This is a genomic window from Blautia sp. An46 (genome assembly GCF_002161645.1).
Classification (GTDB): Bacteria; Bacillota; Clostridia; order Lachnospirales; family Lachnospiraceae; genus Blautia; species Blautia ornithocaccae.
The window spans coordinates 90,480-108,384 of the sequence record NZ_NFIF01000001.1; the positions used below are offsets into that span (position 1 = coordinate 90,480).

Annotated in this window: 6 protein-coding genes and 1 pseudogene; all 7 read left to right on the top strand. The window is 50.3% G+C overall.

Annotated elements, in window-relative coordinates:
- The first annotated feature begins 25 nt into the window (after positions 1-25).
- The 7 genes and pseudogenes from B5G00_RS00400 to B5G00_RS00445 all read left to right on the top strand — a co-directional run bounded on the left by B5G00_RS00400 (position 26) and on the right by B5G00_RS00445 (position 17,902).
- Positions 26-2,107: a type IA DNA topoisomerase gene (locus B5G00_RS00400; RefSeq protein WP_087266859.1), complete on the top strand. Its 2,082-nt coding sequence runs from the start codon at positions 26-28 to the stop codon at positions 2,105-2,107.
- 130 nt (positions 2,108-2,237) lie between these two features.
- Complete coding sequence (locus tag B5G00_RS19905) at positions 2,238-8,666, top strand: DEAD/DEAH box helicase family protein (protein ID WP_140403097.1); 6,429 nt, start codon at positions 2,238-2,240, stop codon at positions 8,664-8,666.
- A gap of 575 nt (positions 8,667-9,241) precedes the next feature.
- Positions 9,242-11,056 carry a reverse transcriptase/maturase family protein gene (locus B5G00_RS00425; RefSeq protein WP_002576337.1) on the top strand — a complete coding sequence of 605 codons (1,815 nt, stop codon included), beginning with the start codon at positions 9,242-9,244 and terminating at the stop codon, positions 11,054-11,056.
- Between the two features lie 104 nt (positions 11,057-11,160).
- Positions 11,161-13,041, top strand: a pseudogene (locus B5G00_RS00430) (helicase-related protein); the annotation flags it as partial.
- A gap of 60 nt (positions 13,042-13,101) precedes the next feature.
- The gene (locus B5G00_RS00435) at positions 13,102-16,821 is read left to right on the top strand and encodes a DUF3849 domain-containing protein (protein WP_087266867.1); all 3,720 of its coding nucleotides are present in this window, start codon (positions 13,102-13,104) and stop codon (positions 16,819-16,821) included.
- Positions 16,818-17,048: a transposon-transfer assisting family protein gene (locus B5G00_RS00440; RefSeq protein ID WP_087266870.1), complete on the top strand. Its 231-nt coding sequence runs from the start codon at positions 16,818-16,820 to the stop codon at positions 17,046-17,048. The genes B5G00_RS00435 and B5G00_RS00440 overlap by 4 nt, the downstream gene beginning before the upstream one ends.
- Positions 17,048-17,902, top strand: coding sequence for a YodL domain-containing protein (locus tag B5G00_RS00445; RefSeq protein WP_070088772.1), 855 nt, complete (start codon positions 17,048-17,050; stop codon positions 17,900-17,902). The genes B5G00_RS00440 and B5G00_RS00445 overlap by 1 nt, the downstream gene beginning before the upstream one ends.
- Positions 17,903-17,905 lie beyond the last annotated feature (3 nt).

A 17,905-nucleotide genomic window follows, 5' to 3' on the forward strand; every position in this document is an offset into this window, starting at 1 on the left:
GGCGAAAGCCGGAAAGGAGTATCCGATGTATTTGGTTTTAGGGGAGAAACCCAGCGTGGCCCTGGCCTATGCGAAAGTATTAGGGGCTAAGAAACGTCAGGACGGCTATCTGGAAGGAAACGGATGGCTGGTGAGCTGGTGCCTGGGGCATCTGGCGGAGTATGTGCCGCCGGAGGACTATGGGGAAAAGTATAAGAAGTGGGAATTTACTGACCTTCCCATCCTGCCGGATGAATGGCGGCTGGCTGTGGCGAAAGATAAAAAGACGCAGTTTGCAGTCTTAAAGAAGCTGCTGAACCGGAAGGATGTGGAGTATGTGGTCAACGGCTGTGACGCCGGACGGGAGGGTGAGCTGATTTTTGGCCGGGTTTATCAACTGTCCGGAAGCCGTCTGCCCATCAAGCGGATCTGGATCAGTTCCATGGAGGATTCTGCTATCCGGGAGGCGTTTTCTTGCCTGAAAGACGGCGCAGAATACCGGAACCTCTACGAAGCGTCGGTCTGCCGTGCGAAAGCGGACTGGCTCATTGGGATGAACGCTACCAGGGCTTATACCACGAAATATTTTAAACGCCTGGTAGTAGGACGGGTACAGACGCCTACCCTGGCAATGTTGGTGGAACGGGGAGAGCAGATCACCCATTTCCAGAAAGAGAAATACTATAACCTCCATTTGGACTGCGGCGGGCTGGAGGCGGTAAAAGAGAAGCTGTTTGACACCGGAGAAGTCCGGCGGCTGCAGGAAGCCTGTGAGGGCGGGACAGCCGTGGTGGAATCCTGCGTATCAACGGAAAAGGCTGTTTCTCCGCCGAAGCTGTATGATCTGACCACGCTCCAGAGGGAGAGCAACCGTTATTTTGGCTATACGGCAAAGGAGACACTGGACTTTACCCAGAGCCTTTATGAAAAAAAACTGGTGACATATCCCCGGACAGACAGCCAGTATTTGACAGAGGATATGGGGCAGACTGCACGGCAGGCGGTTGCAATGGCGTGTGAGAAATATGGCTTTTCTTCTCTCTATCCGCTGGAGCCGGACGTAGAGCGCATGATGGATAACAGCAAAGTCTCAGATCACCATGCGATTATCCCCACGGCAGAGCTAAAGGCATATGAGCTGCAGGAGCTGTCCAAAGGGGAACAGGACATCCTTCAGCTCATCAGTGTCCGGCTGCTTTGTGCCGGGGCGCAGAAATACATTTATCAGGAAACAGAGATCACTGTATCCTGTGCCGGGGAAATATTTACGGCAAAAGGCAAAGTCATTCAGCAAATAGGATGGAAAGCAATAGAAGCAGAGTTCCGTAAGCATTTAGGCGTAAAAAGCCGGAAAGAAGGGGAGGAATTTTTCCTTCCTGATGTGGTAGAAGGCCAGAAGTTCCATCCGGTTACGGTAAGCGTATCCGAGCATTTTACAACACCGCCGAAACCCTACAGCGAGGATACCCTGTTATCTGCCATGGAGACTGCCGGGAACCGGGAGTTTGATGCGGAAACAGAGAAAAAAGGGCTTGGCACACCGGCAACCAGGGCGTCCATTATTGAAAAACTGGTATCTTCTGGTTATGCCGTAAGAAAAGGGAAACAGCTTCTGGCTACCCAGGACGGGGCAGACCTGATCTCGGTGCTTCCGGAGTATCTGCGGTCAGCCGCCATGACTGCGGAGTGGGAGAACCGCCTGCTCCAGATTGAAAGAGGGGAGCTTCCCGGACAGGAGTTCCTGGACGGCATTGAGGAACTGATTGACCGGATGCTTCTGGAGTGCGGGGAATTGTCCGTGGAGGAGCAAAACCGTTTTTATCCCAGAGAGCAGATCGGCGTCTGCCCGGTGTGCGGCAGCCCGGTCTATGAAAGCAAGAGAAACTTCTTCTGTGGCAGCCGTGAGTGTGCCTTTGCCCTCTGGAAAGAGAACCGGTATCTGTCCGGGATGAAGAAAAGGATGGATAAAAAGATGGCGGCGGAGCTTTTAAAGGATGGGCGGACGTATGTGCCGGATCTGTATTCCCAGAAGAAGGGAAGAACCTTTGCGGCGTATCTCTGCCTGGATACGGAAGAAGGAAAAGCCAGTTTCCGCCTGGAGTTCCCGAAAAAGAAAAACAAAAAATGAAAATCCTCCCCGGCAGGGAACCGGGGAGGGCGGGATTATACAAGAGGGGCAAGACAGTTTTTACCTGTATGAAGCAGACGCCCCAGCCAGCGCCATACAGGGATAATTTATGATTTACAGGAGGATCTACATGGCAAAAATCAATGACATCCGTTTCCTGGCACGGGAGACGGCAAAAGAAGTCAGCGGTTCCCCACGGGACTGGATGGGGTATCTGGACACGGCTTCCAGACTCTACCGCTATCCGTTCTCAGATACTCTTTTGATCCACGCCCAGCGTCCGGACGCAACGGCCTGTGCGGAGCTGGAAGTGTGGAATGAGAAGATGCGCCGGTGGGTAAACCGGGGAGCGAAGGGGATCGCCCTGATCGACGACACCGGGCCGAGGCGTGCCCTGCGGTATGTATTTGACGTATCAGACACCCACCCGGTAAGGGGCGGCAAGACGCCGTACCTGTGGCGGATGAAAGAAGAACAGCAGGAAATGATTTTGAACCATCTGGCAGATACTTATGGGCTGGATGGAGACGGGGCTTCTGACCTGGCTGCAGCGCTGCGGCAGATTGCGGAGGAGATGGCGGCTGACAGCCTGGAGGAAGCCATGGACGGCATAGGGTATGCCATCCCCGGTACATTCCTGGAAGGGCTGGATGACGATACCATCCGGGTGGAGTTCCGTACCCTTCTTGCAAACAGCGCTTTTTATTCCCTGGCACGGCGCTGTGGGTTAGAACCTATGGAATACCTGGAGGAAGCGGATTTCTCAAGCATTACAGATTATAATGATCTGTCTGTCCTGGCTTTCCTGGGAAATGCCACCAGCCAGTTTGTGGAACCGATACTCCGTGATATTGGACGGACGATCCGGCAGGCGGAAGTGGAAGAATGGAGAAAGCAGGCGGAAGAATCCCATGGAAAACCAGAAAAAACAGTTGCAAAAAAGAAGGAAGTACCTTATGATGAATTTAACACGTTAATTCGTGAAAGTGAAAATGATGAAGGAGGGAAAACGAATGGAACTGACCTATCACCGCAAGGGAGATTACCTGTTTCCGAACCTGACGCTTCAGGAGGAACCGCAGGCCATCGGGAAATACGGGATGCTGCGGAGGACATACCTGAAAGAATACAAGAAGAACCTGTACCAGAGCCTGCTGATGAGCGGGAAGCTGGACAGCCACCTGCAGGAGATCGAGCAGGCAGCGCAGAATCGGATGGAGAACATGATGGAAGGGCTGCTTATGAAGTATCCGGCTCCAGACAAAGAGACAGATCAGATGGCGTGGACAGCACACATGAACAGCCTGACACAGATGGCGGAGGAAACCGTGCTGACGGAATTGGTATACAGCTAAGCAAAGAAACAACAGAACAGGATTTGAATGAAGCAGAGGAAGAAGCAGCCTCTGCTTTTTCTTTGCCCGAACTGCCTACGGTAGAACAGCAGATCCGCTCCATTGAGGAGCGGCAGGCTGCTTTGTATGCCGGGGAGACAGCGATCCCAGCAGATGTGATTGATGAAGTTTTAAGAAAAGGCGGCAACCGTGACAGGAGCCATCTGCGGATCATTTATAATTTTATGATGGAGCAGACGCCGGAGGAATATACGGATTTTGTGCGCCGGGAATACGGTACGGGCGGTATCGGGCTTGTGATTGGCGGAAAAGAGTATTCTGTCTGGTATAACGAGCTGGGGATGCAGATTGCTGTGGGGAATACGGTACATGATCGGATTCTGGATAAAACATTTTTGTCTTGGGAGGATGTGTCTGGAAGGATTCAACAACTATTAAAGCAAGGGGAATATGCCCCGCAGTCTGTACTGGATGCAGCAAGAGAAAATGCCGTAAAAGAACATGCACAGGCACTTGCCTTTATGCACAGTGATATGGCAGAAGGTGTAGCGGAGATTGTTTTTGGAACAGAACATCAATTTGGATATGGTTATCCGGAAAAGACAGAACGGATTGGAAAGCTGATCGTACAGCCAGAGTATTTGGCAGAGCTGAATGAGCGTCTGGCTGGACTGGCAGATGCTTATGAAACCGACAAAGACTTAATGCGGTTTCATCATTACCGTCCAGACAAAGTAGCAGCACAGTTTCAGAAATTCGCTCAAGAAGCGGTTCCCTATCAGGCAAGAGAAGGATTTCAGTGGCAGGAACACGAAATCTTTATTACACAAGATGAGATTGACTCTTTCCTTACTGGTGGAGGCCCTTACTCTGACGGGAGACTTTCCACTTATGCGTTTTTTATCCAGGAGAAAACCGCAAAGGAAAAGGCGGATTTCTTAAAAGAGCGGTATGGGATCGGCGGATGCAGCCATGCCTTGAGCGGGGCGGATGATTCCCATGCAGACTATGACGGGAAAGGGATCAAACTCTGCAGAGGCGGTTATATAAATCCGTCGGCTACGGAACTTCTGAAATGGCCCCAGGCGGCAAAGCGTGTCCAGCAGCTCATAGATCAGGGAATGTACCTGAAAGCCGGGGATTATTCCCGTATGCCAGTCTATGAGCGGGAGGTTCTGGCCAGGAGGATCATTGGTTTTTATTCCCGTATGCCGGAGGAAATCGAACGCCCATTTAAGGCGGATCTGCTGAATGAAGATGCCAGGAAACGCCTGCCGGGGCTTCTGGAAGAACCGGAGACAGCGGAAAGGCTTGTGTCGCAGATGGCCGCTGCCCTTGCCGCCCTGCCCCTGGATTTCCCGGAGTATGAGGAGCGGGCGGAGACGCTCTCTGTGATCCATGATTATATAGAGGGAACCTATACGATTTTTCCGGAGAAAAGGAAAGAAATCGAAATCGAGGGGACAGGACAGCAGTTGACCCTTTTTGATTTTATGGGGGCTGGTATAGAGGAGCCGGAATCGCCGGAGTCTGTGGCAGAGAAAGAAGAAAATGCGGAGACACTTCCGGAAACGGAAACTGCAGCAGAGAATGAGGAGGAAACACACATACCTGTTCTGGAGACACAGGAAATGGATGAACCAGGGCAGGAAGCGGAATTAGAACCAGAAAAACAGGAGCCAGAGAGAGCAGAGATTTTAAAGCCGGGACAGCCGGGGGCAACTTTATCGGATGAAGAACTGGACGAAGCCTATGCCGCCATGGAAGAAAACATTCAGGATACTATGGAGCAGGCAGGCGTCTCTTTTGAACTGTTTTCCCCGGAGCAGATGGATGTGATTTATGCCGCTGCTGAAAAAGGGCAGGATATAGCGCCGGTTTTAAATCCGGAGTTTTCCCCGGAACAGATGCAGTTGATTCTTGACGTACTGGAACGTCTGGAGACGGACAATCAGGCGGTGGTAAAGCGGGAGCTTTCGCACCTTACCACAGAAGTGATGTCCCTGGACACCATCAACACCATCCGGCAGTATTACCATATCCCCCTGGAGCCGGAGAAAAAGGAGCCGGCCCCGGCTGCAGAACGGCAGGAAAGGGCGGTCAATTTCCGTATCACCGATGATGCCCTTGGAACCGGGAGTCCGAAAGATAAGTTTCGTGCCAACATGGACGCTATCCGGCTGCTTCATCAGATCGAGCAAGAAGGGCGGACAAGCGCCACACCGGAAGAACAGGAAGTCCTATCCCGCTATGTGGGCTGGGGCGGCCTGCAGGAAGCTTTTGAAGAACGGAATGAAGCCTGGGCGGACGAATTTATTGAACTGTATACGGAGCTTGACCCGGAGGAATACAAGGCGGCACGGGAATCCACGTTAAGCGCTTTTTATACGCCGCCGGTTGTGATCAAAGCTATGTATGAAGCCCTGGGAAATATGGGTTTAGAGAAAGGAAATGTGTTGGAGCCGTCCTGCGGGATCGGGAACTTCCTGGGGCTTGTGCTGGAGGGCATGGATAACCTGAAGATGTACGGCGTGGAGCTGGACAGCATTTCCGGCAGGATCGCAAAGCTCCTTTACCCGGAAGCAGACATTACCATCAATGGATTTGAAAAGACCCAGTTCCCGGACGGCTTTTTTGACGTGGCGGTAGGGAATATCCCCTTTGGAGGCTATAAGCTCATAGACCGGCGTTATGACAGGCAGAAATTTTTTGTCCATGATTATTTTATCGCAAAGACCATTGATAAGGTGCGCCCCGGCGGGGTGATCGCTTTTGTCACATCCAACGGGAGCAGCGGCGGAACCATGGACAAGAAAGACGCAAGTTCCAGGGAATATATCGCCCAGCGGTGCGACCTGTTGGGAGCCATCCGTTTGCCGAACAATGCGTTCCAGGCCAATGCCGGGACAAGGATGAACACGGATATTTTGTTCCTGCAGAAACTGGACGCTCCCCGGATACTTGGGAAGGAAGTGCCGGAGTGGGTACAGACGGATGAGATCCTGCGGGAAGAATATACCAATGACAAGGGAGAAACCTCCTATAACTTTATTACGGTCAACCGCTATTTCCAGAACCATCCAGAGATGGTGCTGGGGGAGCAGAAGATCGTTTCCGGCCCCTATGGGCCGCAGCTTGTCTGCCAGCCCATAGCAGGTGCAGACCTTGGAGAGCAGTTAAAGGAAGCGGTCAGTCATATCCACGGCACGATCACGGAAATGGAACTGGAGGATTCTGATTTAGGGGAGATTGACACGTCCATCCCGGCAGACCCGTCCATTAAAAATTTCAGTTTTGCCAACGTGGACGGTGTTGTGTATTACCGGGAAAATTCCCGGATGAACCGGATGGAGCTGCCGGCTATGACAACGGAGCGTGTGCTGGGAATGATTGAGCTGCGTGACTTGACGCAGGAGCTTCTCCAGTGCCAGCTAGAGGACGGAAGTGACGAAAAAGTCCATGCCCTTCAGGAAAAGCTAAATCAGACATACGATAAGTTTACTGGGAGATACGGGCTGATCAGCAGCAATGCCAACAAGCGGGCCTTTTCCCAGGACAGCAGCTACTGCCTGCTCTCTTCCCTGGAGATCCTGGACGAAGAAGGGAACCTGAAACGGAAAGCCGACATCTTTACCAAACGGACGATCCGGAAGCCGGAGGCGGTAACATCCGTGGATACGGCAAGCGAAGCCCTGGCGGTGTCTATCGGGGAACGGGCCAAAGTGGACGTGCCTTTTATGGCACAGCTTTCCGGGAAAACGGAGGAAGAAGTGACGGAGGAACTGGCCGGGGTGATCTTTAAAAACCCGGTGACAGAAAGCTGGGAGACCTCGGATGAATACCTGTCCGGAAATGTGCGGGAGAAGCTGGAGACAGCCGGAACATTTGCGAAAAATCATCCGGAATATGCCATCAATGTGCAGGCGCTTGAGCGGGTGCAGCCAAAAGACCTGGATGCGTCAGAAATCGAGGTGCGCCTTGGCGCTACCTGGATCGAGCCGGCGTATATCACCCAGTTTATGGGGGAACTGTTTGGCACACCGGATTATCTGCTTGGACGGCAGATCGAGGTGAAGTATGCCCCGGTCAACGGCCAGTGGAATGTGAGCGGGAAAAATGCGGACTACCGCAATCCCCGTGTGACGGCCACTTATGGCACCCAGGGGGCCAATGCTTACCGTTTGTTGGAAGATGCCTTAAACCTGCGGGACACAAAGATTTATGATACAGTGCAGGAGGACGGCACGGAAAAGCGAGTCCTCAATAAGAAAGAAACCATGCTGGCACAGCAGAAACAGGAGATGATCCGGGAGGAATTTAAGGAATGGATCTTCCGGGATATGGACAGGCGGGAGACGCTGTGCAGGAAATACAATGAGCTGTTTAATAGTATCCGGCCCCGTGAGTATGACGGCAGCCATATCCAGTTTGCCGGGATGACGCCGGAGATTACGCTGATGCCCCACCAGAAGAACGCCGTTGCCCATATCCTTTACGGGCATAACACGCTCCTTGCCCATTGCGTGGGCGCAGGTAAGACCTTCCAGATGATCGCCGCCGGCATGGAGAGCAAACGGCTGGGACTGTCGCAGAAGAACCTGTATGTGGTGCCGAACCACCTGACCGAGCAATGGGGAAGCGACTTCCTGCGGCTTTATCCAAACGCCAACGTGCTGGTGGCGACAAAGAAAGATTTTGAGCCGGCCAACCGGAAGAAGTTCTGTTCCCGGATCGCCACCGGGGATTATGATGCTATCATTATCGGGCACAGCCAGTTTGAGAGGATTCCCCTGTCCAGGGAGCGGCAGGCAATGTCCATTGAAAAGCAGATCGACGAGATCACCATGGCTATAGAGGAAGCTGCGGAACAGGAAGGGAGCCGTTATACGGTAAAGCAGATGGAAAAGACCAGGAAGAACCTGGAGACAAAACTGGAGCGCCTCAACGACCAGAGCCGGAAAGATGATGTGGTAACGTTTGAGCAGCTTGGGGTAGACCGGCTGTTTGTGGATGAGAGCCATTTTTATAAGAACCTTTTTCTTTATACAAAAATGAGGAATATTGCGGGGATCGCACAGACGGACGCACAGAAAAGCTCAGATATGTTCGCTAAGTGCCAGTATTTAGATGAGATCACCGGCGGGCGTGGGGTGACGTTTGCCACAGGGACGCCTGTTTCCAACAGTATGGTGGTGCGCCCGTAAGGGGCTGTAATAATCTTACCTTGAGCAAGTAATAGGGCAAGGTATCAAAGCGGAATAATCCGCACCCTATCGTCACCCGACTTATCCAAAAGGGGAAACCCGATGGGGAGTGTAGCATGTCGGAGGGCACGAAACACGGAAACTTCCAAAGTGTTTGCGTGGTAGTGGCGAAAAGTTATGAATAAGGATGAAAGCTAAACTGCCTGAATGACAGTCGGAGATTGGGCAAAATGTTGCTCCATGCGTAAGGAAGTTATACTCGCATGTACTCTGGTGGATATGAGTCGGCCATGCGTATCCACAAGATACCCAGAGTAAATCAGCCATAGGATAATGGAAAACGACGAACGTCACATCCGAAATCATAACAGGCTTATGTTATTACAGTTCTAAACGGGGATTGCCTAAGGTAAAATGCCGAAAATCGGCTATGAGTGCTATGAGAAAAGTGACTCTGAATATTTACTATGGCAACAGAGTCTCCGTAGTAGTCCGAGGACGGGAAAGCCGTCCACATGGCGAAGGGAGACAGTCTTTCTTCAATACAAATAATAAGGAAAGGTGCGTGAGGCATTATGAGAAGTCCCGAAAATGTATTGAAAAGTTTAAGTGAAAAAGCAAAAAACAAAGAGTACAGGTACGAGAGATTATACCGTAACCTGTACAACCCAGAGTTCTATCTGCTTGCATACCAGAATATTGCGACCTCTCAGGGGAGCATGACGGCAGGTGCAGACGGATTCACTCTTGACGGTATGAGCATGGAGCGCATTGAAAAGCTCATTCAGAAGCTGAGAGACCACTCATACCAGCCGAACCCTGCAAGGCGTGTTTATATTGCGAAGAAAAACAGCAGTAAAAAGCGCCCATTGGGGATTCCGTCAACGGACGATAAACTGTTACAGGAAGTTGTCCGTATGATACTTGAAGCAATCTATGAGCCGACATTCTCTGATAATTCACATGGTTTCAGACCGAAAAGAAGTTGCCACACAGCGTTAAAAGAAATCGTAACGCTGTTCACTGGTGCAAAGTGGATAATCGAAGGAGACATTAAGGCTTGTTTTGACAGCTTCGACCACCATATCACAATACAGCTTTTGAGAAAGCGCATAAAAGATGAAGCGTTCATATCGCTGATGTGGAAGTTTCTAAGGGCAGGATATATGGAACAGTGGACATACCATGAAACGTACTCCGGCAGTCCACAAGGCTCCGGTGTCAGTCCGATACTTGCCAACATCTATCTGAATGAACTTGATGAGTTCATGGCAAGGATGAAAAAGAGTTTTGACAAAGGCGATACAAGAAGCCGTAAAGTCCACAAAGACCATGATAAGGTACGCTGGGCTTATCGGAAAGCGCAGAAAAATCTGGAAATAGAGCGCACAGAAGCAAACCTAGCAGCATTTAAAGAAGCAAGGAAAGTGATGTTGTCCACACCACATTTAGACGAGATGGATGAGAATTACAAAAGACTTCAATACAACCGTTACGCTGACGATTTCCTGATTTCAATAACAGGTTCAAAGCAGGATGCTGAAAATATCAAGGAACAGGTAAAGATATTTCTAAAAGACAAGCTAAATCTCACAATGTCGGAGGAGAAAACTCACGTTACCCATTCCTCTGAAAAGGTGCGGTATCTTGGATACGACATAAGAATATCAAGAAGTCAGGACACAAAGCGGACGAAAAAAGGTCTGCAACGGGTGTGGTATGGAAAAGTGCAGTTATATATGCCGAAAGAAAAATGGATTGCGAAACTGCACGAATACGGTGCGTTTAAAATCAAAAAAGACGAAAACGGCAAAGAGATTTGGAAGCCACTCCACAGAGGGGCGCTTATGCCATTAGACGATGTGGCAATCATCAGTAAATATAATTCTGAAATCAGAGGATTGTACAATTATTACAGGTTAGCAATCAATGTATGCAATCTGGGGAAATTTCATTCTATCATGCGTGGAAGCTGTTTAAAGACGTTGGCGGCAAAATATAATTCTTCTGTTATGAAGATGTATAAGAAATACCGTAGCGTAAAGGGCGACTTTGGCGCAGATTACAAAACCAAGAGTGGAACAAAGCGGTGTGAGTTTTACAATGAAGGATTTAGGCGTAATAACAATATCGCACCTGAATTTGTAGACATTATGCCGAAATACAGAGGGCAGATAAAACCGAATAGTCTTGCAGGACGTTTAAAAAGCGGACAATGCGAGATGTGCGGAGCAAACCCCGTGAAAGTGTATATGCACCATGTAAAGCGCTTAAAAGATTTGAACGCTGATAATGAATTTGATGAACTGATGTTACTGAAAAGGCGGAAGTCATTGGCTCTCTGCCCGAAATGCTACGAAGAAGCAAAGACAAAATCACTTAAACTATGAAAGATGGCGAGCCGTGTACATCGAGAGGTGTAAGCACGGTTCTGGAGGGGGTTACGCCAAGACCACGGACGAAAGGAAGTATGGCGTGGCGTTTCCTACCTTATGAGCTTTATACCATTATGCGCTACTTACAATATGACACCCTCCAGGCGATGGGGCTAGGGCATTTCGATTCCTGGGCCGCCGCTTTTGGGGAGACAGTGACGGCGATTGAATTATCGCCGGAAGGGACGGGCTACCGTGCAAAAACACGGTTTGCCCGTTTTTTTAATCTTCCAGAGCTGATTTCCCTGTTTAAAGAGTCAGCGGACATTCAGACAGCGGATATGCTCCACCTTCCGGTGCCGGAAGCGGAGTATATCAATGAGGTGCTGAAGCCCAGTCCAGAGCAGGAAGATCTGGTCAGTACCTTTGCTGACCGGGCGGAGATGGTGCGCTCCGGCCTGGTGGAGCCTCGTGAGGACAACATGCTCAAGATCACCAATGACGGACGAAAGTGCGCCCTGGATCAGCGGCTCATCAACGATATGCTCCCGGATTTCCCGGACAGCAAGGTAAACCGCTGTGTAAAAAATGCCTTTGACATCTGGCAGGAAACCGCACAGAACCGTTCTACCCAGCTTATTTTCTGCGACCTTTCCACACCGAAGAATAACGGCACTTTTAATGTATATGATGACGTGCGGGAAAAGCTGGTGGCAAAAGGTATCCCCAGGGAGGAAATTGCTTTTATCCATGAAGCAGGTACAGAGGCAAAAAAAGCGGAACTGTTCGCAAAGGTGCGTTCCGGGAAAGTGCGCATCCTCCTTGGATCTACGCCAAAGCTGGGGGCAGGCACAAATATCCAGGACAGGCTCATTGCCCTCCATCATTTGGACTGCCCCTGGAAACCGGCAGATCTGGAACAACAGGAGGGGCGTATTCTCCGGCAGGGAAACCAGAATAAGAAAGTAAAGATCTTCCGGTATGTGACGGAAAACACCTTCGATGCCTATATGTGGCAGATTTTGGAGAATAAGCAGAAATTCATCAGCCAGATCATGACAAGCAAAAGTCCTGTCCGTGCCTGTGAGGATGTGGACGATGCGGCGCTGTCCTATGCGGAGATCAAAGCCCTGGCCACTGGAAATCCCTATATCAAGGAAAAGATGGATTTGGACATCCAGGTGAGCAAGTTAAAGCTGATGAAAGCCAACCATACCAGCCAGAAATACCGTCTGGAGACGGATATAGCGAAGAATTATCCCTTGCAGATCACAGCGGCGAAAGAGCGGCTGGAGGGGCTGAAAGCAGACTTCCAGGCGGTGAAGCCGCTTCTGGAAAAAGGCAGAGAAAAAGACGAGTTTTCCATGACGGTTGGCGGGAAAGAATACACTGACCGGAAAGAGTCCGGCACAGCGCTGATTGCTGCCTGTGCCGGACTAAAGGCGGTGAAAACTTCCGGGCAGATCGGGGAATTTTACGGTTTTCAGATGAGTGCGGAGTTTGACAGCTTTAACCAGAAATATATGGTGACGCTGAAACGCCAGTGCAGCTATAAAGTGGAGATTGGAAAGGACGCCCTGGGGAACCTGCAGAGGATCAGCAACGCCTTGTCCGGCATTGAAAAGAAAGCGGCAGAGACACAGCAGAAATTGGAAACCTTACAGCAACAGTTGGAGACAGCGAAGGAAGAAGTGGCAAAGCCTTTTGAGAGAGAGCAGGAGCTGGCGGAGAAGTCGGAGCGTCTGGCAGAGTTAAATTCCCTTTTGAACATGGACGAGAAAGGCCCAGCGGAAGCGCTTGGGACAGAGGACGGGACAGTGGCGGCAGACCAGCCGGGAAGCATGATAAATGATGCCGGGAGAGTGGCGGAGGAAGCGGTTGTGGCGGACACCCCCCGCAGGCCATCAGTGCTTGGAAAGCTGAAAGAAGCCCAGGAGCGGATTGCTGCCGGACAGCAGAAAATAGGAAAACATGAGAGAAAGGTAGAACCGCAATTATAAAGAAAAGAAAAACAGGCTGTTCCTGCTGTGGCAGGCGGCGGGAGCTTTAAGGAGGACAGTATGGCAGAAAAGGACAGGAACCAAAGAATGAAGGAGATTACCCAGCGGTTGGAGCAGGGCGTCAAAGAGATTTTCACATCAGAAATGTACATGGAATATTTGAAAACCATGTCCCAATTCCACAGTTATAGCTTTAACAATACGCTCCTGATCCATCTGCAGAAACCGGATGCAACTTTAGTGGCTGGTTATCAGGCATGGCAGAAAAAGTTCCATCGTCAGGTGAAGCGTGGGGAGAAAGGCATCCAGATCATTGCCCCTGCGCCGATCCGGGAAAAGGAAGAAGTGGAGAAGATTGATCCGGCGACGTTGGAGCCGGTGCTGAAGCCGGATGGGACGCCGGAGATGGAGGAAGTGGAATATACAATCCCACGCTTCCGGATCACTACGGTATTTGATGTATCCCAGACTGACGGGGAGCCGCTTCCGGAACTGGCTACGCCGGAGCTGATGGGAAGTGTGGAAAACTATGAGATATTTATGCAGGCGATCCGGGATATTTCCCCGGTGCCGATCCGTTTTGACGAGATTGAGAGCGGGGCAAAGGGATTTTACAGCAGTATAGATAAAGAAATCGTGATTCAGAATGGCATGAGTGAAAGCCAGACCATGAAAACCGGTATCCATGAAGTTACCCACGCAAAGCTCCATGACAGGGACGTTATGGAGGAAATGGGCGAGAAAAAAGATAAGCTGACAAGGGAAGTAGAAGCGGAAAGCGTGGCCTATACGGTCTGCCAGTATTTCGGTCTGGATACGTCAGAATATTCCTTTCCCTATATTGCCGGATGGAGTAGTGATAAGGATATGAAAGAGCTTCGCACTTCTATGGATACGATTCGCAGAGTTTCCGGAGAGTTTATTGATCAGATGGTAGAACGTATGCAGGAAATCCAGAGAGAAGCCCAGCGTCATCAGGAAACAGCGCTTTTCCAGAGCGAACAGGACAGATATGGGATTTATCAGCTCCGTGAGGACAGGGACGGGACGGATTATCGTTTTATGGGAATGGCTTACCTGCAGGAACAGGGCATCACTGTGGACGGCGCCGATTATCAGTTCGTTTACGGAGATGAACTGCAGGAAGGGGATACCCTGGAAGCCTTGTATACAAAATTCAATACAGACCATCCGGCAGACTATACCGGGCATTCCCTGTCGGTGAGTGATGTGGTTGTCCTGAAAAAAGATAAGGAGCTGACCGCCTACTATGTGGACAGCTTTGGGTATCAAGAGCTTCCGGAATTTGATGCACAGAGAAAGAAACTGCTGGAAAGCCAGATAAAAGAATATCCGCCGCTCTATCTGTCGGATCTTACTTACGCTATGGAACATAGAAACGCAGACGCTTACCTGGATTCACGGAAGCTGAACCTGGACTGTAAGAAAGCGATTGAAGAAGCGATTGACAGCCACTTTGACGGGTATCATCTGGCCCATGAAGCTGCGGCAGATGTGGTGGAAACATACGGGGCAGAACGGGTGTCTTTTGTGCTGGCCTGTACCGTCCAGCACCTCAGATCAGACGGGCGGTTTTCAAAAGAGACTAAGGAATGGGCGGATCGCTTCAAAATCCCGGAGAATATCAGCCGTGGGATGGATCTCAATGCCGATTATGTGGTGACGAGCCATCCGGCAGTCATGGACGGTTTTATCGGCCTTGCCCGGAAAGAAATGGGGGAACAGGAGCAAGAAAAACAGGCCGGACAGATCGGCCCGGAGACAAAAGGGCTTTTGGTAGAGGGGCATTTTGGCACCTGGCACACGGCAGAAGTGAAGGAAATCGCCGGGGAGACTTTCTTCCGGATGGAGCATGACGGGTATGGGGATACGGTGGCAGGGATTATTGTGGATGCAGACGGGAAGCTGGTGGCGGAGAATCTGGAGCATGGATTTGACGATGGTGCTATGGAAGCGATCACAGAATATCTCTATGAGAAAGTGCCAGAGCCGTTTATCAAGCAGTTCTATGTGGTGAATGACGCCTATGGTGACAAAGCAGAGCGGGAATATCAGTATTTTGAAAACCTGGATGAAGCAATCCAGGCATATCACCTGTTACCAAACCACCTGGACAAACGGTTGGGGATGGAAAGCCGGGAGCCTGTTACTTCCAGAATGACGCTGCTCAAATGTGAGAATGGGATTGAAAATGTGGAGGATGTGAAAAAGGCTTCATTGGATGGAAAATGGATAAATGATGAAGTGGCAGATGCGTATAACCATGCGCAGTTTTATCTTGATAATAAAGATACCAATATCGTGTATGAACTTCCATCGATGAAAGGTTACTTTTATATTCAGACATCCGCAGAGGGCTGGTTTGATTATACGTTTTATGATCGGAAATACCGGGAACTGGACGGAGGATCTTATGAGAACACGGATATTTCTATTCAAGAGGCGGTGGAAGCTCTCCTTAATGAAGAAAAGATTATGTTAGCTCAGTGTCATGTGGTTTGTTGGAACGACTTTATGGAGGCAGTAACAGAGGCAGGGCAGCGAGAAATACAAGGGAAAATAGAAATGCCACTAACTTCCGGTATAACAGAAAAAGAAAAAGCGCTGGGTGATATGAGCCGTTCAGCAATAGAGGAAACGGTGTTGTGTTACGCACAGGCACAGCTTGAGGATATGGGACTGGAGGACGAAGTAAAACTAAACGCTGCCCGTGTTTATGGCAGCCGCACAAGAGCGGGATTATACAACAATGGTTCTGATTTGGATGTGGTTCTTTTCTACACAGGAAATATCCGGGAAGATGATTTTTTCTCGGCCCTTCATAAAGCTGGAATGGCGATTGTAGGGATTCCGCTGGATATTACCCCAGTATCTGAGAATCGAACCTATACTATGGAAGAATATATGAAAAATGCGGAGAAATATCTGGATGATAAAGAATTGAAGAAGCTGGCATATGATATTGATCAGTTTCTAAACGAATTTGATCTGTATGAATACCGGGATACAGTTGAGGACAGGGAAGAAAATGTGGAAATGATTTATGCTGATCTTGTTTCCGGAGAAGCAGAGTCCATACGGAAATGGGTGGCAGAGATTGCCGAGGGGGAGAATGACGATCTTCCAGAGGATGTAGAAAATGCAAAGAAATTGTTAACAAGAATTGAGCAGGCACAGGAGACGGGCAGGGCGGAAGTTATGTATGAGCCGGAGGTGGAAGAAGCAAAAATTACGTTCTATGTGGCAGAGTGCATGGAGTTCCCTGTGATGGGAGAGTATCACGATAACCTGACACTGAGGGAAGCCTTTCAGAAATACAAAGAGATCCCGGCGGAGCGGATGAACGGGATCAAAGGGATCGGCTTCCGGCTGGAGGACGGGAGTATGTATGACGGGGATTATGAACTGATGCGGGCCGGGAGCATCTCGAAAGATGCGATTGACCTGGTTCCCCATTATCAGGAAAGCCCCCTGGTGCAGAAAGCCATGGCAGACCTGGAGAAAATGCTGGCAGAGGAGCAACAGAGGAAAGAGCCGGTGCAGACAGAGCCGGCGGCAGAACCGGGCGGACAGGACAGACCGGGGAATATGCTACAGAAACCAGAAGCATCGAAGCCTGCCGGGGTGCGCCAGTCTGTCCTTGCGGCGCTTCGTGAGAGGCAGGCAAAACAGAAAGCCCAGGAACAGCAGGTACAAAAAGAGGGAGAGAAAACTGAAAAGATAGCCCAGGGGCGCAGGAAAGGAGAACCGGAGTTATGAGAGTACGATTTGCGGAAGAGGAATATTTTGTTATGGCTGTGTTTGAGAAGGATACCCGTACCGGAACCATGGAGGAAATCCGCCGGGTGCTTCCATTTATCAGCGAAGATGGGGAGATGCTTGCACTTGTCAACAGTACGCTGAAGAAAATGGAGCAGCTCACGGATCAGGAGTTCTCAGGGATGGATCTGGAAACCTATGCGCAGGAACCGGCGGAGGAAGCGTGATGGAGATCAGCCAATTTGCCCTGTACCAACTGAAGAATATCCCGGAAAACCGGATGATCCGCTACCGCTCTTATAAAACGCTGCAGGAGCAGCATATCCCTGTGCGGTATGCGAACTATGAACAGGTTTACCTGGGACGGATGAAGAAAGGGGATACGCCGGACACGATCCGGAAGCGCCTGGGGGAGCATCCGCCCCGCAGATCTGCCTGCCACAGCCTAAGCGTCAGTGATGTGCTGGTCTTAAACAGCGGTGGCGAGATCACAGCCTATTATGTGGAAAAAGAAGGCTTTGTTGTGCTTGCCGGTTTTCACCGCCTGGGTTCCTCCAGTGCCTTGATTTCCTATGATACAACAGATTTTCATATTGAGGGGAAAGAAGGAAGCTGGCTTGCCTATGACAGTATCATCATAGACGGGCGGGAATTTTTCCTCATGGAACACACCGTTTACGGGGCGCAGGCGGCCAATGTGGTGCTGGACAGTGCGGGGAATATGGTGGCAGACAATGTTTTCCACGGCTTTGACGGGACAGTAAAACAGCAGATTTGGGAGTACCTGCACCCGCCAGCAAAAGAGCCGGAACCGGAGAAAACTAAAAAGCCGGTGATGGAAAACTGGCAGAAAGCCTACGAAAACGGGGAATATCTGCGCAGCGCCGAGATTACGGAAGAGCAGAATTACAACATGATTGATGGGCGTATGAATAATCTGCCGAACAAGCCTCGGAAGATTGGAGGACGGATTTCTGTGCTGGATCGGCTCCATCTGAAGCAAGAGGAGATTGCCAGAAAGAGCGGGAAGCCTGTGCCGCAGATGGCGACGGAAGAAGAAATGGAGCGGAGAAGAAAATAGAAA